Annotated in this window: 22 protein-coding genes; 14 read left to right on the top strand and 8 right to left on the bottom strand. The window is 64.8% G+C overall.

Annotated elements, in window-relative coordinates:
* The first annotated feature begins 137 nt into the window (after window positions 1-137).
* On the top strand, window positions 138-3,125 hold the full coding sequence (locus tag V7D81_RS11575) for a S8 family peptidase (protein WP_324316677.1): 2,988 nt from the start codon (window positions 138-140) through the stop codon (window positions 3,123-3,125).
* A gap of 85 nt (window positions 3,126-3,210) precedes the next feature.
* Here V7D81_RS11575 and V7D81_RS11570 read toward each other — a convergent pair whose 3' ends face one another.
* On the bottom strand, window positions 3,211-3,843 hold the full coding sequence (locus V7D81_RS11570) for a hypothetical protein (protein WP_324316676.1): 633 nt from the start codon (window positions 3,841-3,843) through the stop codon (window positions 3,211-3,213).
* Window positions 3,844-3,912: 69 nt separating this feature from the next.
* Here V7D81_RS11570 and V7D81_RS11565 point away from each other — a divergent pair, with 69 nt between their 5' ends.
* The 4 genes from V7D81_RS11565 (at window position 3,913) to V7D81_RS11550 (ending at window position 6,456) form a co-directional block, all read left to right on the top strand.
* The gene (locus V7D81_RS11565) at window positions 3,913-4,758 is read left to right on the top strand and encodes a 23S rRNA (adenine(2030)-N(6))-methyltransferase RlmJ (protein ID WP_324316675.1); all 846 of its coding nucleotides are present in this window, start codon (window positions 3,913-3,915) and stop codon (window positions 4,756-4,758) included.
* A gap of 203 nt (window positions 4,759-4,961) precedes the next feature.
* Entirely contained in the window at window positions 4,962-5,597 is a 636-nt protein-coding gene (locus V7D81_RS11560; protein ID WP_324316674.1) for a hypothetical protein, read from the top strand.
* A gap of 9 nt (window positions 5,598-5,606) precedes the next feature.
* Window positions 5,607-6,158, top strand: coding sequence for an RNA polymerase sigma factor (locus tag V7D81_RS11555; protein WP_324316673.1), 552 nt, complete (start codon window positions 5,607-5,609; stop codon window positions 6,156-6,158).
* Entirely contained in the window at window positions 6,151-6,456 is a 306-nt protein-coding gene (locus V7D81_RS11550) for a hypothetical protein (RefSeq protein WP_324316672.1), read from the top strand. Before V7D81_RS11555 ends, V7D81_RS11550 begins: the two co-directional genes overlap by 8 nt.
* Here V7D81_RS11550 and V7D81_RS11545 read toward each other — a convergent pair.
* Window positions 6,437-7,180, bottom strand: a complete 744-nt coding sequence (locus tag V7D81_RS11545; RefSeq protein ID WP_324316671.1) for a hypothetical protein — start codon at window positions 7,178-7,180, stop codon at window positions 6,437-6,439. The genes V7D81_RS11550 and V7D81_RS11545 overlap by 20 nt on opposite strands.
* On the opposite strand from V7D81_RS11545, the gene V7D81_RS11540 reads away from it, so the two are divergent.
* Both V7D81_RS11540 and V7D81_RS11535 read left to right on the top strand, forming a co-directional pair.
* On the top strand, window positions 7,155-7,463 hold the full coding sequence (locus V7D81_RS11540) for a hypothetical protein (RefSeq protein WP_324316670.1): 309 nt from the start codon (window positions 7,155-7,157) through the stop codon (window positions 7,461-7,463). The two genes, V7D81_RS11545 and V7D81_RS11540, sit on opposite strands and share 26 nt — an antisense overlap.
* Window positions 7,463-7,759: a hypothetical protein gene (locus tag V7D81_RS11535; protein WP_324316669.1), complete on the top strand. Its 297-nt coding sequence runs from the start codon at window positions 7,463-7,465 to the stop codon at window positions 7,757-7,759. The genes V7D81_RS11540 and V7D81_RS11535 overlap by 1 nt, the downstream gene beginning before the upstream one ends.
* A gap of 24 nt (window positions 7,760-7,783) precedes the next feature.
* Here the strand turns inward: V7D81_RS11535 and V7D81_RS11530 are convergent, their stop codons facing one another.
* Window positions 7,784-8,380, bottom strand: coding sequence for a DNA-3-methyladenine glycosylase I (locus tag V7D81_RS11530; RefSeq protein WP_324316668.1), 597 nt, complete (start codon window positions 8,378-8,380; stop codon window positions 7,784-7,786).
* Window positions 8,381-8,474: 94 nt separating this feature from the next.
* On the opposite strand from V7D81_RS11530, the gene hemB reads away from it, so the two are divergent.
* The 5 genes from hemB (at window position 8,475) to V7D81_RS11505 (ending at window position 13,208) form a co-directional block, all read left to right on the top strand.
* Window positions 8,475-9,488 (top strand): porphobilinogen synthase, encoded by a 1,014-nt coding sequence (gene hemB / locus V7D81_RS11525; protein WP_324316667.1) that lies wholly within the window; start codon window positions 8,475-8,477, stop codon window positions 9,486-9,488.
* 192 nt (window positions 9,489-9,680) lie between these two features.
* Entirely contained in the window at window positions 9,681-10,514 is an 834-nt protein-coding gene (gene aroE / locus V7D81_RS11520; RefSeq protein ID WP_324316666.1) for a shikimate dehydrogenase, read from the top strand.
* Window positions 10,515-10,598: 84 nt separating this feature from the next.
* Window positions 10,599-10,979: a GntR family transcriptional regulator gene (locus V7D81_RS11515; protein WP_324316665.1), complete on the top strand. Its 381-nt coding sequence runs from the start codon at window positions 10,599-10,601 to the stop codon at window positions 10,977-10,979.
* On the top strand, window positions 10,972-11,850 hold the full coding sequence (locus tag V7D81_RS11510; RefSeq protein WP_324316664.1) for an ABC transporter ATP-binding protein: 879 nt from the start codon (window positions 10,972-10,974) through the stop codon (window positions 11,848-11,850). Before V7D81_RS11515 ends, V7D81_RS11510 begins: the two co-directional genes overlap by 8 nt.
* Complete coding sequence (locus V7D81_RS11505) at window positions 11,847-13,208, top strand: hypothetical protein (protein WP_324316663.1); 1,362 nt, start codon at window positions 11,847-11,849, stop codon at window positions 13,206-13,208. The genes V7D81_RS11510 and V7D81_RS11505 overlap by 4 nt, the downstream gene beginning before the upstream one ends.
* Window positions 13,209-13,273: 65 nt before the next feature.
* On the opposite strand, the gene V7D81_RS11500 is transcribed toward V7D81_RS11505, so the two are convergent.
* From V7D81_RS11500 to V7D81_RS11490, 3 genes are read right to left on the bottom strand one after another with little or no spacing between them, the layout of a single operon-like run.
* Window positions 13,274-14,464: an ABC transporter permease gene (locus tag V7D81_RS11500; protein WP_324316662.1), complete on the bottom strand. Its 1,191-nt coding sequence runs from the start codon at window positions 14,462-14,464 to the stop codon at window positions 13,274-13,276.
* A gap of 3 nt (window positions 14,465-14,467) precedes the next feature.
* Complete coding sequence (locus tag V7D81_RS11495) at window positions 14,468-15,616, bottom strand: ABC transporter permease (RefSeq protein WP_324316661.1); 1,149 nt, start codon at window positions 15,614-15,616, stop codon at window positions 14,468-14,470.
* 28 nt (window positions 15,617-15,644) lie between these two features.
* Window positions 15,645-16,172 (bottom strand): gamma carbonic anhydrase family protein, encoded by a 528-nt coding sequence (locus V7D81_RS11490; RefSeq protein ID WP_324316660.1) that lies wholly within the window; start codon window positions 16,170-16,172, stop codon window positions 15,645-15,647.
* A 90-nt stretch (window positions 16,173-16,262) separates the two neighbouring features.
* On the opposite strand from V7D81_RS11490, the gene V7D81_RS11485 reads away from it, so the two are divergent.
* Window positions 16,263-18,380, top strand: a complete 2,118-nt coding sequence (locus V7D81_RS11485) for a M3 family metallopeptidase (protein WP_324316659.1) — start codon at window positions 16,263-16,265, stop codon at window positions 18,378-18,380.
* A gap of 73 nt (window positions 18,381-18,453) precedes the next feature.
* Here V7D81_RS11485 and V7D81_RS11480 read toward each other — a convergent pair whose 3' ends face one another.
* Window positions 18,454-19,155, bottom strand: coding sequence for a pirin family protein (locus V7D81_RS11480; RefSeq protein ID WP_324316658.1), 702 nt, complete (start codon window positions 19,153-19,155; stop codon window positions 18,454-18,456).
* A 171-nt stretch (window positions 19,156-19,326) separates the two neighbouring features.
* Window positions 19,327-20,376, bottom strand: a complete 1,050-nt coding sequence (locus V7D81_RS11475; RefSeq protein WP_324316657.1) for a CsgG/HfaB family protein — start codon at window positions 20,374-20,376, stop codon at window positions 19,327-19,329.
* Between the two features lie 301 nt (window positions 20,377-20,677).
* Here V7D81_RS11475 and V7D81_RS11470 point away from each other — a divergent pair, with 301 nt between their 5' ends.
* Complete coding sequence (locus tag V7D81_RS11470; RefSeq protein WP_324316656.1) at window positions 20,678-21,124, top strand: hypothetical protein; 447 nt, start codon at window positions 20,678-20,680, stop codon at window positions 21,122-21,124.
* Window positions 21,125-21,427: the final 303 nt, after the last annotated feature.

The following is a 21,427-nucleotide window of genomic DNA, read 5'->3' as shown; positions in this document are numbered from 1 at the left end:
GCGTCCCGTTGCGTTCGGGCAGTGTCGCCTGCACGCAAGGAGGTGCGAGTTTCGACGCGGACTGGATGTGCGCTCGAGCGACAGCCCATCCCCGGCGAAAGCGCATCAGGCGCCATAACAACCTCGGGGATTTTCCAATGGATCACTCTGTACCCGGCTTGCGATCGGTGATCGCAGGCACGCTGTTGACTACAGCGCTCGCGGTCGTGCCCCTGGCGACGCAGGCGGCCGGCGAAGCGAAGCCGCGCGGCGCTGCTCCCTCTCTCAAACTGCACGGCAAATCGCTCGACCAGCCGCGCAAGCGCGTGCAGGTCTTCGTGCAACTCGACCAGCCCGCCGTCGCCGAACTCAACGCGCAGGCGCTCGAAACGCAGGGCTCATTCGCATCGCCTGCGGCACAGCGCGCACAAGCCGAGCGCGTATCGCAGCAGCAGGTGCAGATGAGATCCGTGCTCGCAAGCCACGGCGCGGAGATCCTCTCCACGCAGCGCGTGGCCGCCAACGGCATCCGCATCAACGTGGATCCTGCAGAACTCGACAGCCTGCGCTCGCTGCCCGGCGTGCGTTCGGTGGGCCGCGTCGAAATCCACACGCTCGACAACATCGACAGCGTGCCGTGGATCGGCGCGCCGGCAGTCTGGGCTGCGCTCGGCAAAGGTGAAGGCGTCAAGATCGGCATCATCGACACCGGCATCGACTACACGCATGCCGATTTCGGCGGCAGCGGCAATCCGGCCGACTACGCCGGCAACAACAAGAGCATCGTCGAGCCGGGCACGTTCCCGACGGCGAAAGTGAAGGGCGGCTACGACTTCGCCGGCCCGACCTACAACGCGAACATCCCCACCTCCGTGCCGCAACCCGACGGCGATCCGCTCGACGGCAATGGTCACGGCACGCACGTCGCCGGCACCGCGGCCGGCCTCGGCGTGGCAGGCAGCGTCGGAGCGGGCGTGGCGCCTGGCGCAGCACTCTATGCGCTCAAGGTCTTCGGCGATGCCGGCGGCAGCACCGACCTGACCTCGCTCGCCATCGAATGGGCGATGGATCCGAACGGCGACGGCGACATGAGCGATCACCTCGACGTGATCAACATGAGCCTCGGTTCGCCCTTCGGCGAACCGGACGATCCGTCGGCGATCTCGACGAACAATGCCGCGAAGGTCGGCATCATCGTCGCAACGTCTGCCGGCAACGAAGGCAACACGCCTTACGTCACGGGCGCACCGGGCGTCGCCTCATCGGCGATTTCGACGGCAGCCAATACTCCCGGTGGACGATTGTCGTCGCGCGTGAACGTCACGGCGCCGGCGTCGGTCGCCGGAGTGAAACCATCGGTCGAAGGGGCAGGACCTGTGACGTTGGCAAGTACCGGTCCCATCACCGGACAGGTCGTACCGGCAGAACCGCGCCAGGGCTGTCTGCCGCTCACCAACGCCGCCGCGCTCGCAGGAAACATCGCGCTGTTCGTTCGTGGCGCGCCGACAGGTTTTCCTGGGACCTGCGGCTTCCTCGCCAAGTACACGCAGGCCCAGCAGGCGGGCGCGCGCGCGATCATCGTCTACAACAACGCGGCCGGCGATCCCATCGTGATGGGCGGTCTCGACGCAACCATCACCATCCCCGGCGTGATGATCACGCAGGCAGACGGTGCTGCGCTGGCTGCGGCAAGCAACGTCAATGCAACGATCGATCTCGCACTCAATCCGCTCGACGATGACCAGATCGCTGCGTTCTCCTCGCGTGGCCCCGGCAGCGGCGGCTCGACGTTCAAGCCGGACCTCAATGCGCCAGGCGTGGCCATCGTCTCGGCCGGCGTGGGCAGCGGCACGGGCAGCCTCAACATCCAGGGCACATCCATGGCATCGCCGCACACGGCGGGGGCCGCTGCGCTGCTGCGCCAGAAGCATCCGAAGCTGGACCAGGCGGCGATCAAGGCGTTGCTGCAGAACTCCACGGTCGATGCGAATACGTCGGGTGACACCGATCTCGCCCGCCAGGGTGTCGGTTCGATCCGCGTCGACAAGGCCGTGTCGCTGACGAGTTATGCCTTGCCGGGCGGCGTTTCTTTCGGTCGCATCAATCCGCTCATCACCGCCTTCGAAAGCGAGAAGGTCACGCTGACGGATCTGAGCGGCAAACGTCGCACGTTCCGCGCGACCCATGAGCCGAACCAGACCTATCCGGGCGTCGAAGTGAAATGCCCGAGCACGGTCAGCGTGAATGCCAAGGGCAAGACCAGTGCGCAGATCACGTTCAAGTTCGACCCGAAAGCGGCCTGGAAGAAAGGCGTGTACGACGACGCCGTCGTCAGCCAGACGGAGGTGGATGGCTGGTGCGTGTTCAGCGATGGCAAGGACTCGCTGCGCGTCGGCTATCTCGCCGTCGTCGATCCGGCATCGAGCGTGCTCGTGCTGCCGGACAACGGCCTGTCCGATGTGAAGCTGCGCAACTTCGGTCCGTCGCTGGGCTGGGCAGAAGCCTTCACGCTGGCGAAGATCGGCGGTGAACGGCAGAACAGGACGTACGGCTCGATCGCTGCGGTCGGCTTCCGTCGCGCCAATCCGGCTTTCTACCTCGGCCTCGGCGTGCTGGAACTCGGCTTCGTCATGGAGCGTCCGTTCGAGCATCTCTCGAACCTGAACTTCCTGCTCGAGATCGATGCCGACAATGACGGCGTCGCCGATGCCTATCTCGAAGGCACCGACCTCTCCGACTATGTCGATCAGGATCCGGGCGAGTTCGCGACGCTGCAGTTCGACGCGACCGGCGGCGGCTTCATCGACTGGGCACCGATCGTGACGTGGGACTACAACGACCGCGTCCTCACCCTGCCGTTCACGCTGGCGTCGTCGCCGCAGTTCCCGGGCCTGGTACCCGACAAGTTCAGCTACGTGCTGACGGTGACTGCACGCAATGGCGATCAGGACGTGCAGCGCGGCACGGTGGATCTGTCGAAGGAAATCGTTCCCGACCTGAACTCGTTCGGCATCGACCCGAACGACAGCGTCGACGTGGGAATGAGCGGTCCGACCGGCACGTCGCTGTGGCTGCTGCAGAACAACATCTCGCTGGCGCAGCCGGCACTGTCGGTGCACGTCGAGAAGAAGAAAGGCCGGAAGTAATCCGACCGGTCTTCCGATCGCAGACTCGAAGGGCCACCGCAAGGTGGCCCTTCTTCATTTCTGACGGAAGGAATCGAAGCGGCCGCTACTGGCTTTCGATCGGCGGACAGGCGCGTACGTCGCTCAGGTCGGAGTGATAGGTATAGATGCGCCCCTGGTAGCGCAGGAAAAGCTTGAATCCGTTGACGGGCTGCGCCACCACCGCTTCGTCAGCCCGGGGACAATCCAGCGTGTTGTCGCGCCACTGCTGCGGCCGCGTGCCCTGCAGGCGGATGGCAGCCGGATCGGCCTGCAGACGCATCGCCAGATCCGCGCGCGCCTTCTCGATCATCACGTCCAGGCCGCGCGCGTGAGCGGGCCGGCTCTGTTCCTTGCGCGTCAGCAATGGCTGATCGCACACCACGGCGTTCTTGCCGGCGACGTGCACGCGGTACGTGCGACCGGCCGCCTGCAGCGTCACCGCGTAGCCCTCCGTGATGACCTGCAGCGCCATGGTTCCGGGCTTGCCGCAGCCGAGGCTGGAATCGTTCCAGGTGCGCGGCTCCACCGAATCGACCTGCAGTTCGCCCTCCGCTGTCTTCAGATGGGCCGCCAGCGTCTGTCGGGCCAGGGCCGACGCTTCTGCTGCCGCAGCGCCGTCTGATTCAGCAGCCATGACCGATAGGGCCGGCGAGCCGGCGATTGCGAGCAATGCGATGGCGATGGTCCTGATCATCATTCATCATCTCCCGGCTCCGAAACGGTTGAGACTCACAATTTAAGACCCTGGGGCCTGTGGGCCCGTTCCATGAATTATCGCCACGCCTTTCACGCCGGCAACTTTGCCGATGTACACAAGCACGTCGTACTGCTGGCCATCCTGGCCCGCCTGACGCGCAAGCCGACGCCGCTGTTCTTTCTGGACACGCATGCGGGCCGCGGGCTGTATGACCTGCATTCGGAGGATGCCGCGCGGGGCAACGAATGGCGCGAAGGTGCAGGACGGCTGCACGAAGCCCGTCCAGCCGACGCCGATCTCGCCGCCTATCTGCAGATCGCGTCCGAGGCATCGGAGAAAACGACCCGGCAATTCCGCCAGTACGCCGGCTCGCCCCTGCTCGCACTGCGCGTGCTTCGCGACACCGATCGCGTCGTCTTCGTCGAACAGCAGCCGATGGAAGCGCGCGCACTGGAGAAATCCCTGCCGCGGCGTCGCGGCATGTCGGTCATCACCGGCGACGGTTATGCGTCTCTCAAGACCTATCTGCCGCCGAAAGAGAATCGCGGACTCGTGCTCATCGATCCGCCCTATGAAGCGGAAGACGAATTCGCCGCCGTCGAAAAGGCACTCAGGTTCGGCCTCGATCGCTGGCCCAACGGCGTGTTCGCCGTGTGGTATCCCATCAAGGCCAGCGGCGAATACCGGCGCTTTCATGCCTCGCTGCAACAGTCCGGTCTGCGGAAGTTGCTGCTGCTCGATTTTCACCTGAAGCCGGAGGACTCGCCGCTCGGTCTCAACGGCTCCGGCCTGCTGATCGCGAATCCACCCTGGCAGCTCGATATCGCGATGCGCGAAACACTCGATGAACTGCTGCGACTGCTGTCGCCGGACAAGACCGGCAGTGTGCGGATCGAGTGGCTGGCCGGGGAATAATGAGACGCGACAAGGACTGTCCTGGTTCATGACGAGACACGCCGCTCCCGCGGCGACACCTGCCATCTCGCCACTGGCCCCGGCGCGGGCGACACAGGCGAGCGACTCCGCACCTGCAAAGCCGCTGACAGACTCTCGCACGGCTGCATCCAATACGAGTCCGAATCTCGTCCTCACGTGCACTGCACCGTCAGGAATCGGCCATGAGCCAGCTCATCACCCTTGCCAGCGTGTTCCTTGGATTCATCGCGATCGTCATCGTCATTCCCAGCTGGCTGCGACATCGCTCGCGCACGCTGGCGTTGCGCACGATCAGTGAGGCCATTGCGAGCGGACGGCTGGCCGATGCGGCCCTGATCGAGCAGATGCTCGTTCCGCCCCGCCGTCCCGTCGGCAGGTGGTTTGCGCTGTTCAATCTCGTCGTCGGGGTCGGCGGCTTGTGCGTCGGCACGGCGTTGTCGATCGCGTCGCACCTCCTGGTATCGACGGCCGACGCCGCAGGAATGATGGTCGGCGCGCTCATCAACCTGAGCAGCGGCGTCGGACTCACGACGCTGGGTCTGCTGAGCATGCGCTTCCTGTCCGGCACGACCCGGCCGGCGCCGGTCTGGGACTACGCGTCGATCCTTGCGCTCGTCACGCTGTTCCTCGGCGTATCGGGGCTGTCGACAGCGACCGGACTGTCGCTCGCCGCGCAGTTCTACATCGCGCCGGCGATGGGCGAGCGCGCGGCTCACGGCATGCTCATCGGCGCGACGATAAACGCGTGCACCGGCATCGGCTTCACCGCGCTCGGCCTCTTCATCCTGCGGACTTTCGCGACCTGCAAGGAAGCGTGAGGCTCGCGCATGGACCCTGCAGCCGCAAGAGCGCTCCCCGAATCGACGCTCGTGCTCGCGGCGCAGTCGCGGGACCGCATCGCGTTCGAGGAACTCGTGCGGCGGAGGGAACGCTGGCTGCGCGCGCTGCTGCGCCGCGTGTGCGGCCACCCGCAACAGGCGGACGATCTCGCGCAGGACACGTTCCTGCGCGCATGGCAGAGCATTGCGAATCTGCGCGAGCCGGCCGCATTCGCCGGCTGGCTGCGACGGCTGGCGGTGCATCGGTTCATCGATGCCCGGCGCTTGAGACGTGGCGACTTCGATGCGCCTGCGACGCTCGATACGCTCGCGTCCGATGAGCCGTCGCCGAGCCGCACGGCACAAGCGCAATTCGACCTCGACCGGGCGCTCGCGCAGCTTTCCGATCCCGAACGCCTGTGCGTCGTTCTGAATCTCGGCGAAGGCCTGAGTCACGGAGAAATCGAGCAGGCGACCGGCATCCCGCTCGGCACCGTGAAATCCCACATCCTGCGCGGCACGGCGAAGATGCGCCGCGCAGCCGGAGACGCCCATGAATGAATTCGAACGGCTGCTGACGCAGGGGATGGCGGACGAACCGCCATCGCCGGATGAGGACTTCGTTCGCGGCGTCGCGCGGGCCGTGGCAGCGGAGGAACGAGCACGCATCGTCAGGCTCGCGATCATCACGTGCATTGCACTCTGTCTCGCCGTCGCCTTCGGCTTCGGCCTGGCGGCGAGCTGGAAGGCCGTCGCTGCCGTGTGGTCATCGCCGCCCATGCCGCAGCCGTTCGTCGCGTGCGGCGTCGCAGTCCTGAGCGCAATCCTGCTGCTGCCGCTCATGCGGACGCGCGAATGACGATGCCCCTTCGGGGACAGCCGGATCGCAAACGAGGCCGCATTCTTCTTATGAGACGAACGCAGCGTTCCTTGCGCAGCGCAAATGGGCGTCTGCGTTCGAACGAATGCCCGCGATCGACATACGCAAGGAAGTCGAATCGACGCCCGGCACCGTTCCCGCCGACTTGCGGTTCTCGCGCGGGCGACGGAGTTCGCAGGAATACTGGAGACTCACGTGCGACCGGCTCGATCATCTCGGCATCGTCGGTCTGGCCAATGCCTCCGATGTCCAGCGCCAGGCACTGGCCGGTCGCTGGCCGCAGTCCATCGATGCGCAGTTCGAAGCGGCGCGTGCCGAGCCGGCGCGACTGGCGCGACTCGCCGCGCTGACCTCCGCAGCCAGCAGCGTCCCGCTCGCGCGCCTGCTGAAAGGCTCGGCCGTGCGCATGCAGGCGGCCGACGATCCCGATCCCAACGCAGAGCTCAATGCCGCGCTGCTGGCGTACTACAACGATCGGGTCGCTCCCGTCGTTGCTGCGGCGTACGCGAACCACGAGCAGATGGAGACCGCCATCGCCGCGCTGCGCGGATGGCAGCGCGCGGAGATGTTGATGGGCGACGCGGCGGACGCCACGGCGCAGGCACTCGCCGAGCGCGTAGCGGACGACGATAATCGACCTGCTGACGCTCGCAGCCGACGACGTGCAGGTTTCCTGCGTGAATTCCGGCGGCGGTTTCGGCAACGTGCAGAAAGCCCTGCGTGTCATCCGCCTGTTGTTGCTCGAAGGCCTGGAAAGCCGCGCCAACGAACTGCAGGAGGCGCTGAACTCCTGTTTCCGCCTGCGGATCGAGTTCAAGCACCAGCACGGCGAAGAGATGCACAGCTCGTCCTCCACGCCGGGCACACCCTACTTCTTCCGAACCGATCTCAGTGCCAGCCTGCAGCAGCAAGGCGAAGGCATCCTGCAGGGCGATGCCCGAATGTTCGCAACGACGGTGGCAGGCGGCCGATCGTCCTGTGGCTGATGGACTGGGGTCCGGGCAGGATCCATTGCGACAACGTCACTACCAGGGACATCGAGACCGCGGGAGGCACGCTGCATTCCTCGTCCACGACGAGCACCGACAGCGACTACGTCGCGGTACGCGACACCCGGCTGCCCTTCTACGAGATACAGGCCGTTCCCGGTCGCGCAGCGACGTGGGCCATCACGCTCAAACCCACTGGCGGCGGTTTCGAGTGGCGCAAGCGGAACAGCACCGGCACCGAGATCCATCAGTTCGACGAGGAATTCCAGATCACGGTCCACAACAAACTCTGAGGGCGGCGACGCTGGCGCTCGCAGTCACTTCTTCTGCGCCAGCGTCCTGCACTCCTTGTGGCGGAAGCAGCTCGTCAGGTGATCGTTCACCATGCCCGTCGCCTGCATGTGCGCGTAGATGATCGTGCTGCCGACGAAGCGGAAGCCGCGCTTCTTGAGATCCTTGCTCAGCGCATCCGACTCGGGGCTGGTGGCCGGCACCTTGCCGTGCAATGCGATGTCGTTCTGGATGGGCTTGCCGCCGACGAAGCTCCACAGATGCTTCGAGAATGAACCGACCTTCTCGCTGAATTCCAGAAACGCCCTGGCGTTGCCGATGGCGGATTCGATCTTCAGACGATTGCGCACGATGCCGGCATCGTTCATCAGTCGCGTGACATCGCGCTTGCCGAAGCGCGCGATCTTTTCCGGATCGAAGCCGGCGAACGCCGCACGATAGCCTTCGCGCTTGTTGAGGATGGTCGACCACGACAGTCCCGCCTGCGCGCCTTCCAGGATCAGGAATTCGAACTGGGTCGCATCGTCCCAGGCCGGCACGCCCCACTCGGTGTCGTGATAGCGGACGTAGAGATCGTTGCCGTTGGCGACCCACTGGCAGCGGGTCGGATTCTTGACTGGCATGTTTGAGGCACCGGTCCGGAGGTTGTAGGCTTCGGCCTCGCAATCTTGTGCGCCCTGCGCTTCGCACCTCAAGCCCCAGAGACCCGAGCCCGCCATGTCCGACCGAGAAACCGGCGAATTCCCGCGCACCCGTCTGCGCCGCATGCGCTTCGACGACTTTTCGCGCCGCCTGATGCGCGAAACGACGCTCGGCCCCGACAACCTCATCTACCCGATGTTCGTCATCGAAGGCCGCAATCAGCGCGAGGCCGTGGCGAGCATGCCCGGCGTCGAGCGGGTCAGCGTCGATGAACTGGTGCGCGAAGCCGAAGGACTCGTGAAGCTCGGCATCCCGGCGCTGGCGTTGTTTCCCGTCACGCCGCGCGAGGCGAAGAGTCTCGATGCGGAGGAATCCTGGAATCCGGAAGGCCTCGCACAACGCGCCGTGCGCGCCGTGAAGAAAGCCGTGCCTGAACTCGGCGTGATCACCGACGTTGCGCTCGATCCGTTCACCACCCATGGACAGGACGGCATCATCGACGACAGCGGCTACGTATTGAACGACATCACCGTCGCCGCACTCGTCAAACAGGCGCTGTCACACGCCGCCGCGGGCGCCGACGTCGTCGCGCCCAGCGACATGATGGACGGCCGCATCGGCGCCATCCGCGAAGCGCTCGAACTCGAAGGCCACACCAACACGCGCATCCTCGCCTACTCGGCGAAGTACGCGTCGAGCTTCTATGGTCCGTTCCGCGACGCCGTCGGTTCGGCCGGCAATCTCGGCAAGGGCAACAAGTACAGCTACCAGATGGATCCGGCGAATTCCGACGAAGCGCTGCGCGAAGTCGCGCTCGACCTGCAGGAAGGCGCCGACATGATCATGGTGAAGCCCGGTCTGCCCTACCTCGACATCGTGCGCCGCGTGAAGGACACCTTCGGCGCGCCGACGTTCGTGTACCAGGTGAGCGGCGAGTACGCGATGCTGACGGCAGCGATCCGCAACGGCTGGCTCGACGAACGCGGCGCGATCATGGAATCGCTGCTGTCGATCCGGCGCGCCGGCGCCGACGGCATTCTGACGTATTTCGCCAAACAGGCCGCGGCGTGGAGTCGTGAAGGCCGCTAGCGTCCGACCCCCTCCTCCGCGAAGCGGGGAGGAGGCGAGCGAATGCGCGCCGGAATCCCCCAGCGAGGGGAGAGGGTTGGGGAGGGGGCGTTGCGGGGAACATGCAACGTTCGCGCGACACAATCATTCCCGCACACGCGCAAATGACCTGCTTCACGGACCTTCGCAGCATTCTCTGGCATACAGGCGCCCATGAGTTCCCCCACGCCCGACCGCTACGCCGTCATCGGTTTTCCGATCAGACACAGCTGGTCACCGTTCATCCACGGCCTGTTCGCGAAACAGACGAACCAGTCGCTCACGTATTCGCGCCTCGAAGTCGCGCCGGAGAATCTCGAACGCGACGTGAATGAGTTCTTCGAATCCGGCGGCAAGGGACTGAACGTCACGGTGCCGCACAAGCAGGCCGTGGCACTGCTGGCCCGCTTCCGCACGCCGCGCGCGGAAATCGCCGGCGCCGTGAATACGCTCGCCATGCAGGAAGAAGGCCTGCTCGGCGACAACACCGACGGCGCGGGCTTGCTCACCGATCTCACGCACAACCTGTCGCTCAACGTGGAGAACGCACGCATCCTGCTGCTCGGTGCCGGCGGCGCCGCGCGCGGCGTGCTCGGGCCGCTGCTCGGCGCGGCGCCCGAATATATTGAGATCGCCAATCGCAACGGCGATCGCGCCACCCAGCTCGCGCATGAATTCCGGCTGCTGGGTGAAGTGAAGGGCTGCGGCTTCGACGCCATCAGTACGACCGGCACGTTCGACCTGATCCTCAACGCCACCTCCGCCAGCCTGCAGGACACGATTCCGCCCATTCCTCCGGCAGTCATCGGCCCCACGACGCTGTGCTACGACATGGCCTACGGCAAGGGCGACACGGCATTCACGCGCTGGGCAAAGAATGCCGGCGCCGGCCGCGCCGAAACCGGCTGGGGCATGCTGGTGGAGCAGGCAGCCGAATCTTTCTATCTGTGGCGCGGCGTGAAGCCGGAGACGAAGCCCGTGCTGGAGGCGGTGAAGAGTCAGAAGTGACGAAAGTCACGAAGACTGCTTGACGCCTCTCTCCCATGTGTATTAGTGTAACGATACACTATTATACATGAACAAGCACCGCCGGTGTTCGTACTCAATCCGCAATCAGGCACGCCGATCTACCGGCAGCTCGTCGACCAGGTCACGCGCCTCATCTCGGGCGGCCAGTTGACGCCCGGCACGGAGCTGCCGTCCGTGCGCGAACTGGCGGAGCTGCATGCCGTGAACCCGATGACGATCTCCAAGGCGTACACCCTGCTCGAAACCGAAGGGCTGCTCGAACGCCAGCGCGGCAAGCCGATGCGGGTCGCGACACGACGCCGCAATCAGGCGCCGCTCGCACAACGCTTGCAGCAACTCGAGGCGGCTGCCGCGGAACTCGCGCTGGCGGCGCGCCAGCTCGAGATCGGGAAGAAGGAACTGCTGACGCTCGTCGGCGACCAGTGGGAGAAGGAAAATGGCTGATCCAACCGTTTCCGTTCGCGACCTGACCACATGGCGCGACTCGAAAGCCGTGCTCGATTCGATTTCCGCGGACGTGCTGCCCGGCGACATCATCGGCGTACTCGGCAAGAACGGCGCGGGCAAGACGACACTGCTGGAAACGCTGCTTGGGTTCAGCCGGCCGGACCGCGGCTCGGTCGCGGTGTTCGGCGAGGACGCGCTGCACCTGTCCGCCGCCGCCAAGGCACGCATCGGCTTTCTGCCGCAGCAGGATGAGCTGTTCGGAATGCTGAACGGCAGGCAGCAGCTTGCCATCGTCGCCGCCTTTCATGCTCACTGGGATCACGCGCTCATCGAGCGATTGACCGCGGAATGGACGGTGCCCCTCACGCGCCGCATCGATTCGTTGTCCGTCGGCGAGCGCCAGAAACTCGGCGTGCTTGCCGCGCTCGGCCACCATCCCGACCTGCTGGTGCTCGACGAGCCGGTCGCCAGTCTCGACCCCATCGCGCGCCGGCAGTTCCTGCAACAGTTGTTCGCCATCGGCGAGAACGAGCGCCGCGCCGTGCTGTTCTCATCGCACATCGTCTCCGATCTGGAGCGGGCGGCGAACAAGGTGTGGATCGTCAAGGACGGCCGCCTGCACTGGCAGGGCGAACTGGATGCGCTCAAGGAATCCGTCGTCCGCCTGCACATCCGCTCGCGCGCGCCGCTGCCGGCCAACCTCGCGGCGCCGAATGCGCTCGCCACGCGCATCGACGGCAATACAGCGATGGTCACCGTCACGCAATGGCAGCCCGCGCTGGCTGACACGCTGGCGTCGCAGTTCGACGCGCGCATCGACGTCGAGGGGCTCGGGCTCGAAGACATCTTTCTGGAGCTGCACCGATGAAGGCGGTTCTACGGATCGGGTGGACGTTCTTCACTGCCATGCCATTGCAGCGATGGCTCAACGGTATCGGGATCGTGCTGTGCGGAATGCTTGCGGTCCTCAACCTCAAGGTGGGAGAACCGACGTGGTCTTTCGTTTTCCTCGCCCTGTTCGTACCCGCCGGGATCGTGACGCTGTTCGCGAGCCCCGCGATTTTTCACGGCCTGTCGGCATCGCGCTCAAACCAACTGCTCCCCCATTTCCACATCTGGATGCTCGCCGCCCTCGCGGCGCTCATGATCGCGCAGTTGGCGATGTTTGCCCTGATCTTCGTCGCCGCCGAATCGAGTCGCACTCCACTGCTCCCGGCACTCGTCCATGTCTTCACATTCGCCACAGTCGCGTTTCTCCTGATGTTTCTGGCGCTCTCCGGCCAGCGCTGGGCGTGGTGGCTATGGCTGATGGCCAGTGCGGGATTCATCGCATCCCGAGTCATGCCATCGATGCGTATCGTGCTCGATGCAATCCCACCCTGGACATGGTTCGGCGCCTCGCTCGCGGCCTGGACCGCCTTCGTCCTGTGGTACACCCGCACGCGACACATAGGACAGCGCCGACGCTACTGGCAAACGGCCAACCGATCGTCCCCAATCGATCTCGACGAGAACGTGACGCGTGAACGCGCATTGGGTCTGCTGCTCAGCTCAGCCCTGCTATCGACCCGGTGGCGCAAATTCTGGAACATCGTCGTGATCGTCATCGTGGTAGTCGCCCTGCTCTCTCAGCTCACGGACCCGCTTGCGATCAGCATCCGCGGATTCTGGGGGACGGTCACCCTTTATCTGCCTCCAGTCACGAGCGCCTTCTGGGTGTACTGCGTGACGGCGGGGATGCAGAGCGCCACCATGACTATCGTGCGAAATTCGCGTTTTCTATGGCTACGCATACCGGGCTCGCGCGAAGACGTGCAGCGCGCAATCGAGCGCGCGGCGCTGAGAAATTTCTGCACCGCTGCGCTGATGCTGGCCGGTGTGGCAGCGCTCTACGCATCGCCGCTCGCCGGAGCCTCACCGCGACAGGTCGTCACGCACTTCATGATCGCGGCATGCGCCGGCCTCTGCGGCGCCTATGCCGCACTCAGTACGTTCACAGTCAGGCAGGTTGACCTCATCCACTTCGTGAGTGTCCTTTCGCTGGTGATGGCGCAGGTCGTGATGTTTTCCCTGGCCCAGGGCTCATGGCGCGCCCTCGCCATCGTCGTTGTCATCCAGCTTGGCTGCGTACTTCTGCTCCGCAGGCTCGCGATCCATCGCTGGCGACAGATCGATTGGCTGTACATGCGTCCACCCACGCAATATGCGGGCCTGTTCCAGCGCTGAATGCGCTGGCGCGCTGCCCCGCAGTCACGATCGCCACGTCTGCAGATGGGAAAGGCGGCAGTGATTCAGACGGACCGCAACGCGTCGGCAACATTCTCTCTGGCCGCACGCAGCGCCGGGACGATCCCGCCGATCAACCCGAGTCCGCAGGCCAGCGCCACGACGAACGCAACCAAGGCTGGCGTTATCCGCAGCGCATAGACGAGCTGCGAGTCCCAGACAGCGCCGCCCAGCGTGCTGATGACCGCGCCGTTGAAGGCGAGATACGCGATGGCGACACCGGCCGCTGCGCCCACCAGCGCCAGCAGCAGCGCCTCCAGCAGAATCGCCACGACGAGGGCGCCCGAACCGAATCCGATGGCGCGCAGCGTGGCGATCTCGACACTGCGCGCGGCGACTGCCGAATGCATCGAGTTGAGTGCGCCGAACAGGGCGCCCAGCGACATGATCGAGCCGACCACATAGGCCACCAGCCGCAGCATTCCGCGCACGGACTTCGACGCAGAGGCGAGATATTCGGGCTCGCTGTGGACGTCCACGGCGAGCGTGGGATCGGCGGCCATCTCCTCCTTGAAGCGCTGGAAAGCGCTGGCCGATGGCAGGGCGACGGTGATGCTGTTGAAGGTCTGGAGCTTGTAGATCGACATGACGGTCAGTACGTCGGCGACGAGTTCCGAATCGCGTGCGCCGCCATCGCCGCGGAACACGCCGACGACCGTCCAGTCGCCGTCCTGCAGGCGCACCTGGCTGCCGATCTCCAGTCCCGCGAACTGGGCAAGCGCCGCCGCGCCGACGAGCAGTTCCTGCGTGCCGGTGCGGATCATTCGTCCGGCGACGATCCGCATCTCGGGCCGGACGGCGAAATACTGCTCGCCAACGCCGCGCAGGGTGACGTTCACGTCGGAGCCATCGCTTTTGCGCATCACCGGCACGACGAGGATGGTCTCGCCGGAAACGAGCGGGCGGCCCCGCGGGTCGCGCCGGACATTGCGCGCGTTGCCAACGGTGGCCAGGCTGCTGCGGGCAAGCGAACTCTGATATTCGGAATCTGCGCTCGGCGCGAGCACGATCGCGCGATCGTCGCTTGCGTCGCTGTCGATGGCCTGGCGAAACCCCATCGACATGGCGAGCACCGACAGCAGCACGGCCACGACACCGGCGATGCCCGTGACGATCACCAGGGAATTGCCCTTGCGCTGGCCGAGGCTGCGCAGATTCACGGCGGCGATGGCGATGATCTGTGAAACGATGCGCATCGCTCAGCGCCTTCCCACCGACGCCGCGATCGGAGCGCGCGACAACTGCCACGCAGGGATTGCAGCACTCAGCAATGCGAGCGCCGCCGCACAGAGAATTCCCGCGACTGCGACGGCGGGCGAGATGACGATCCGGCCCAGTTCCTGATCGACGAACGGAGCGAGTGCACGGGCGATGAGCAGACCGGCCATCGCGGGCGGCAGATACAGCAGCAGCGCTTCTGCGAAAGAGAGGGTCAGCACGTGCGCGCCGGAATAGCCCATCACCTTCAGCACGGCGAATTCGGCGGTGCGCTCCTGGAACGACTGGCGCAGCGTGTTGCCGGTCAGGAACGCCAGCGTGAACAGCACGGAGGCCATGATGGCGTTGGTGAAGAACCGCACGTCGCCCATCTGCTTTGCCTGGGCCTCGGCGCGAGCCTGATCCGAGCGCGTACGCGTTTCATGCGATGAGTTGGCAAAGATGCTGTCGATGGCGGCCGCGGTGGCCACGGCACGGTTCGGATCCGAGATACGCACGTAGAAGCGTTCCGCCGTGCCGCGGTCTGCGACGCGATACTCATCGAGATAGGCGTAGTTGATCAGCCCGAACCCGGTGGTCGTGGGTTCGCTCTCCGTATCGAAAGTGCCGACGATCCTGAATTGCCAGTCGCCGCTGCCATCGATCTTGAGCGTCTGCGAACGCACCGTGATGACATCGCCGATCTTCCAGCCGAAATACTCGAGCATGGGCGGCGTGGAGAGCAGGCCATTGCGATGTTCGCGCATCGCAGCCAGATGGTCGGGCGCCACCACGAAGCCGGGCCGTACCTGGAACCACAGATCCGGCACCGTCGCGATGGCGGCGAGCGTGTTCTTGGCGGCAGGCTCGCGATACACCCCCATGAAGTAGGCGCGCTGCGCCACTTGCCGCACGCCGGGCAGGGCCGCGATACGCGCCATTGCCGCAATCGGCATCTGCGCACCGCCACGAACGCGCGTATCGGTGATGAGAAAATCGCGGTGTGCATTGGCGATTGCACTGGCGAAACCCGCATTCACGCCTTCCAGCAGGCCGAGCAGCGTGAACGCCACGACGATCGACAGCGCCGTGAGCACCGATCGCACCGGCCGACGCCACAGTCCGGCCCAGATCAGCGGCAGGAATTTCACGCGCGCGGAATCCTTGCAGGCGTATTCGTCACTTCAGGTACTCGTCCTTCACCTTCACATAGTGCGCCGCTGAATACGTCAGGAATTCGATCTCGCTCTGTTTGAGTTCGCGCACGCGCTTCGCGGGGCTGCCGACGTACAGGCCGCCGCTGTCGAGCTTCTTGCCCGGCGGCACCAGCGTGCCGGCACCGATCATGACGAAGTCCTCGGTGACGACGTCGTCGAGCAGGATCGCGCCCATGCCGATCAGGCAGGCATTGCCGATGGTGCAGGCGTGCAATGTCACGCGATGTCCGATCGTGACGTCGGAGCCGACGATCAAGGCGCGTCCGCCGGGGCGATACGGCCCATCGTGCGTGACGTGCAGGACGGAACCATCCTGGATGCTGGTGCGTGCGCCAATGGTGATGGTATTCACGTCGCCGCGGATCACGGCCGTCGGCCACACGGACGAATCCTCACCGATCGTGACCTTGCCGATCACGACGGCGCTCGGATCGATGTAAACGCGCGCCCCCAGCGTCGGCATGACGGAGCGATAGGCACTGACGGTCATGGGGAAATCCAATTGACACGGAACGGTTGAGAGTCGATATATCAGACCCCATCTCCCTTGGCGATCCACGCCGTCAGCGACTTCAGGCCCATGACCAATCCATTGCTGCAATCCCACGACCTGCCGCCCTTCAGCGCCATCCGCCCCGAACACATCGAGCCGGCCATCCGGCAGGTGCTCGACGAGAACCGCGCGAAATTGCAGTCGCTGCTCGCCAGCGGCGCGAAGACTTGGGATTCGCTGGTGGTGCCGCTGGAGGAAATGCAGCATCGCCTGTCGCGCACCTGGTCGCCGGTCGGACACATGAACGGCGTGGTGAACAGCGACGAACTGCGTGCCGCCTACAATGCCTGTCTGCCGCTGCTGACGGCGTGGCATACGGATCTGGCGCAGAACATCGATCTTTATGCAGCCTATGAGCACATCCTGAAGAACGAGAGCGGCCGCCTGACCGCGGCGCAGCGCAAGCTGCTGGAAAACGCGCTGCGCGATTTCCGCCTCGCCGGCGTGGCGCTGCCGGAAGAAAAGAAACAGCAATTCAAGACGCTGATGGAGAAGTTGACGACGCTGCAATCGAAGTTCGATGAGAACGTGCTCGATGCGACGAACGCGTGGTCGCGTCACGTCACCAACGAAGCCGAACTCAATGGGCTGCCCGCGCCCGTCGTGCAGCGTGCACGCGCAGCGGCGGAAGCCGCCGGCAAGGAAGGCTGGCTGTTCTCGCTCGATGCGCCGAACTACACCGCCGTGCTCATGCATGCCGAAGACGAGAACCTGCGTCGCGAGTTCTATCACGGCTGGGTGACGCGCGGTTCGGATCAGGGACTGTCGCCCGAGCGCTGGGACAACAGCGCGCTGATGGGCGAGATCCTGGCGACACGGCGCGAACTCGCGAACCTGGTGGGCTTCGACAACTACGTCGAATACTCGCTCGCGACCAAGATGGCCTCTTCGACGAAAGAAGTGCGCGAGTTCCTCGAACAGCTCGCCACGAAGAGCAAGCCCGTCGCGCAGCGCGAATTCGCGGATCTCGTGAAGTTCGCCGGCCGCGCTTTGAGTGCGTGGGATGTCGGCTTCTACGCTGAACGCCAGAAGCAGCAGAAGTTCTCGCTGTCCGAGGAAGCGTTGCGGCCGTACTTTCCGTTGCCGCGCGTGCTTCAGGGAATGTTTGCAGTGGCGGAACGGCTCTATGGGGTGAACATCGTCGAGCGTGCGACTGGCAGCGGCCCCCACCCTAACCCTCCCCCGCTGCGCGGAGGAGGGGATCAGAAACCTTCCCCTCCCCCGCTTGCGGGGGAGGGCAGGGAGGGGGTCGTTGATGTCTATCACCCGGACGCGCGCTTCTACGACATCCTGAATCGCGACGGCTCGCGACGCGGCAGCTTCTTCGTCGATCTCTACGCGCGTCCCAAGAAGCGCGGCGGTGCGTGGATGGACGAATGCGTCGGCCGCAAGCATCTCGGTGCTGGCAGCACGACACTACCGGTTGCCTATCTGGTCTGCAATTTCACGCCGCCGGTCGGCAAGCAGCCGTCGCTGCTCACGCATTCCGAAGTCGTGACGATGTTCCACGAGTTCGGCCACGGCCTGCATCACATGCTGACGCGCGTCGACTATCCGAGCATCGCGGGCATCAATGGCGTGGCGTGGGATGCGGTCGAACTGCCGAGCCAGTTCATGGAGAACTTCGCGTGGCGACCGGAAGTACTGCCGCTGATTTCGTCGCACGTCGACACCGGCGAGCCGCTGCCGCAGGAAGAGCTGCAGCGACTGCTCGGCTCACGCACCTACCAGGCCGGCATGGCCAGCGTGCGGCAGCTGGAATTCGCGCTGTTCGATCTGCGCATCCACAGCGAGATCGCAGGCGAAGGCATCGAACGCGTCCTGCAGATCCTCGGCGAAGTGCGCGACAGCGTCGCCGTGATCAAGCCGCCCGCGTTCAATCGTTTCGCGCACGGCTTCCAGCACATTTTCTCGGGTGGCTACGCCGCCGGTTACTACAGCTACAAGTGGGCCGAAGTCCTCGCCGCCGACGCCTTCAGCGCCTTCGAGGAACAGGGCATCTTCAACGAGCAGGTATCGCGCCGCTTCCTGTCGGCGATCCTCGAACAGGGCGGCAGCCGCGATGCGATGGAAGCGTTCGTGGATTTCCGCGGGCGCAAGCCGCAGATCGAGCCGTTGCTGAAACAGCTCGGGCTGGCGGCATAGAAAAAGCATGAGGCCGCAAAAGACCGCATAAAAGAATTCTCTTTTATGCGGTCTTTGCGGCCTCTCCTCTTCCTCATCCGAGATCGAACAGAATCACCTCGCCCTGCGGCGAGCCACCGATCTCGATCTTCGACTCCTCCGTGACCGCCGCACCGTCGCCTGCCTTCAGCACCTTGCCGTTCACGACGGCTGATCCGGTCGCGACGTGAATCCACGCATGTCGCCCCGGTTCGAGCGTATGCGTGACCTTCTGGTCTGACGACTCGAGCACGGTCACGTACATCTTCGCGTCCTGCTGGATGTGGATGATGTCCTCGCGCTTTTCATTCGATGCGACCAGCAGCAGCTTGCCCAGCTTCGCTTCGCGCGCGAAGTTCAGCTGCTGATAGCCCGGCTGCACACCGCCGCGATCCGGCAGGATCCAGATCTGCAGGAAGTGCACGGGCTCGGTCTTCGAGTGATTGAACTCGCTGTGGAAGATGCCGGTGCCCGCACTCATCTTCTGCACGTCGCCCGGACGGATCACCGAGCCGGTGCCCAGGCTGTCCGAATGCGCAAGCGCGCCGTCGAGCACGTAGGTGATGATCTCCATGTCGCGATGCGGGTGCTTGCCGAAGCCGGCGCCCGCGGCGACCGTGTCGTCGTTGATGACGCGAAGCGCGCGGAATCCCATGTGCTCGGGATCGTAGTAGTCCGAGAAACTGAACGTGTGATGGCTGTCGAGCCAGCCGATGCGGCTCGCGCCGCGATCTTCCGCCTTGCGTACCGTGAGCATGGAAGCCTCCTTTGTTGGAGGCTGATGATGGAGATAGCAGCGGCGAAGAATTAGAGGGTGCGGGGAATAACAGTCATGGAAGGGGCAACAGGCTACAGACAACAGACTACAGCCAGAAAACAGAAATCTTCTCCGGCTGTTGCCTGTAGCCTGTTGCCCGTAGCCTGTAATCTACTTCGACACCAGCACCTTCTTCACCCACCCACCGCCATTCGCCGTCTCGACCTTGATGAAGCCGTTCTCCTCCTCGCCCATCACGATCATTTCCTCACCCTTGCTGAGGGTGGCGATCGGCTTGCCGGTTTCCGCCGGGCCCGGATAGACCTTGAGGTTGCCGAGCTTCGGCACGATGGTGTCGCCTTCGTTGTAGACGGCGCCGCCCTTGGTCTTCTTGCCGGCCTCTTCGGCGAGCGTACCGACGTCGCGATGCAGGCTCGGCTGGCCGCGCACGGAACGCACGATGTTGTTGTAGTTGTCGACCAGGCTGGCCGCGAGGATCTTGCCTTCGTTGGTGTTGGCGTAACCGCCGGCGCCGCCGGCCGCGCTGCCGCCCCACAGGAATCCGCCGAGGCGCAGATCCGCTTTCTTGGCGCTGCCTTCGGCGGCCGCCACCTGCACGCCGGTGCGCGCGTCTGCCACCAGCATGCTGGTCTGCGCTTCCTTGAATTTCACGCCGCCGGCAATCGCGCCTATGGCACGTCCACCGGAGCCGCCGATCAGCCCGCCGAGCGCGCCGCCGACGCCGCCCGCATTGTTCTCCTGGAAGACGACTCCGGGAGTCAGGACGAAATCGGCGCTGACCATCTGGCCGCCGCCCATGTTCGACCCCTGGCGCAGTTCGCCGGATTCGGCGAGCGCGCGTTCCTGCATCATGTTCTGCATGCCGATGCCGCGTTCGACGACGATGAAACAGTTCGACTGCTGGATCATCATGCGGATGATGCCGGTCGGCGACTGCAGGCCATAACGCGACAGCGACTGCGATACGTAATCCTGCGGTTCGACCACGGCCATCGCGCCCATCGGGCGGTCGCACTTTTCGTTGCCGTTGTCGCCCTGCGAACCGCCGGGACCGGCCGAGCCCTGCACTTCCGAACCGCCCGCCCCCTTCTTGGTTGCGAGCGGGCCGTCAGCGGCGTGAGCCAGCGGCAAGGCCATCATCGACAGCGCCGCCAGCACGGCAGCAGGGACACTCGCGGGCAGTGCAGCGAAAGACTTCATGTGTTGTTCTCCCCGAATAGGACGGTACAAATTCTTAAACGTCCCATCCGTGGACAGTGCAGCGTCGAAGCCAGTCGAGACCTGCAGAAACGGCGTCCGGCCGCAGAAAAATGGCACTTGGCGAAGGTCCGGCGCGTGCCGCCGCGATCTGAGCATGGCCCCGATGGAGGGTCAAGGACGCGGCCTGCAGGATGCTTGGTCAACGGCCCCATGGCTGCCATTGGCCCAAAGTGCAGGCGGCGATTGCTCCGCCGACACCCGGCACGCAATAGTGTCGCTCCCATTGATGGCAGAACCTCCCATGCATCGACCGTTTGCACTCGTTCTCGCGACCGCCTTGATGATCGCCGGTTGTGCCGATCGGGATTCACCGGAGACGCGGGTGCGGCACACGGTCGACGCCATGGAAACCGCCGCCGAAGCCCGCGACGTCGGCGACCTGATGGAATTCATCGCCGCTGACTTTCGCGACGGTTATGGACAGGGCCGCGACGAGTTGCGCCGCTACGTGCAGGGCTACTTCATCGCCAACCAGTCGATCCACCTGCTGACGCGCATCGAGCAGATCGACTTTCCTCATCCCGACGAGGCGCGCCTGCAGGTCACCGTCGGCATGGTCGGCCGCGAAGCCGACGCGGCGAACGCCTGGAATCTCGCCGCCGATGTCCACGATTTCGACGTGACCCTGCGGCGCGATGGCGAGGACTGGCGGGTCATTCATGCAGCACGGCGCCGGCCCGGCGGATAAGGCATTCCACGCTCTTCCTGCATCGCATTGACGCATATGCCTGCCTCTGTAATATGGCCGTCATTCCTTCGGGTTGTATTCAACTGACGCCGGCCGTCACCGTCCCTAGAGGACGCGTGCGAGATGGTCTGCCGCCTGAATCTCCCCAATTGAATCAGTTGCTTGAGCTCATCGACCGTTGTCGGTAAGCGCCGCCGAGCCTCGCCCGCGGGGAAGGTTGGCTCATGGCCCGGCCCGCGTTGTGCATCCAGACGGGACGGCGATTTGCGCGAACGCCTCGCGCAATGGGAATCCCGGGGATTC

The organism is Povalibacter sp. (assembly GCF_036735925.1).
Taxonomy (GTDB): Bacteria; Pseudomonadota; Gammaproteobacteria; order Steroidobacterales; family Steroidobacteraceae; genus Steroidobacter.
The sequence above is the reverse complement of the archived record's forward strand: the minus strand, read 5'-3'. Positions and strand labels throughout refer to the sequence as shown.

Excerpts from the sequence above, each read along its gene's own strand:
- V7D81_RS11575 (WP_324316677.1), top strand. The coding sequence starts at position 138 with ATGGATCACTCTGTACCCGGCTTGCGATCGGTGATCGCAGGCACGCTG.
- V7D81_RS11570 (WP_324316676.1), bottom strand. The coding sequence starts at position 3,843 with ATGATGATCAGGACCATCGCCATCGCATTGCTCGCAATCGCCGGCTCG.
- V7D81_RS11565 (WP_324316675.1), top strand. The coding sequence starts at position 3,913 with ATGAATTATCGCCACGCCTTTCACGCCGGCAACTTTGCCGATGTACAC.
- V7D81_RS11560 (WP_324316674.1), top strand. The coding sequence starts at position 4,962 with ATGAGCCAGCTCATCACCCTTGCCAGCGTGTTCCTTGGATTCATCGCG.
- V7D81_RS11555 (WP_324316673.1), top strand. The coding sequence starts at position 5,607 with ATGGACCCTGCAGCCGCAAGAGCGCTCCCCGAATCGACGCTCGTGCTC.
- V7D81_RS11550 (WP_324316672.1), top strand. The coding sequence starts at position 6,151 with ATGAATGAATTCGAACGGCTGCTGACGCAGGGGATGGCGGACGAACCG.
- V7D81_RS11535 (WP_324316669.1), top strand. The coding sequence starts at position 7,463 with ATGGACTGGGGTCCGGGCAGGATCCATTGCGACAACGTCACTACCAGG.
- V7D81_RS11530 (WP_324316668.1), bottom strand. The coding sequence starts at position 8,380 with ATGCCAGTCAAGAATCCGACCCGCTGCCAGTGGGTCGCCAACGGCAAC.
- hemB (WP_324316667.1), top strand. The coding sequence starts at position 8,475 with ATGTCCGACCGAGAAACCGGCGAATTCCCGCGCACCCGTCTGCGCCGC.
- aroE (WP_324316666.1), top strand. The coding sequence starts at position 9,681 with ATGAGTTCCCCCACGCCCGACCGCTACGCCGTCATCGGTTTTCCGATC.
- V7D81_RS11510 (WP_324316664.1), top strand. The coding sequence starts at position 10,972 with ATGGCTGATCCAACCGTTTCCGTTCGCGACCTGACCACATGGCGCGAC.
- V7D81_RS11505 (WP_324316663.1), top strand. The coding sequence starts at position 11,847 with ATGAAGGCGGTTCTACGGATCGGGTGGACGTTCTTCACTGCCATGCCA.
- V7D81_RS11500 (WP_324316662.1), bottom strand. The coding sequence starts at position 14,464 with ATGCGCATCGTTTCACAGATCATCGCCATCGCCGCCGTGAATCTGCGC.
- V7D81_RS11490 (WP_324316660.1), bottom strand. The coding sequence starts at position 16,172 with ATGACCGTCAGTGCCTATCGCTCCGTCATGCCGACGCTGGGGGCGCGC.
- V7D81_RS11485 (WP_324316659.1), top strand. The coding sequence starts at position 16,263 with ATGACCAATCCATTGCTGCAATCCCACGACCTGCCGCCCTTCAGCGCC.
- V7D81_RS11480 (WP_324316658.1), bottom strand. The coding sequence starts at position 19,155 with ATGCTCACGGTACGCAAGGCGGAAGATCGCGGCGCGAGCCGCATCGGC.
- V7D81_RS11475 (WP_324316657.1), bottom strand. The coding sequence starts at position 20,376 with ATGAAGTCTTTCGCTGCACTGCCCGCGAGTGTCCCTGCTGCCGTGCTG.
- V7D81_RS11470 (WP_324316656.1), top strand. The coding sequence starts at position 20,678 with ATGCATCGACCGTTTGCACTCGTTCTCGCGACCGCCTTGATGATCGCC.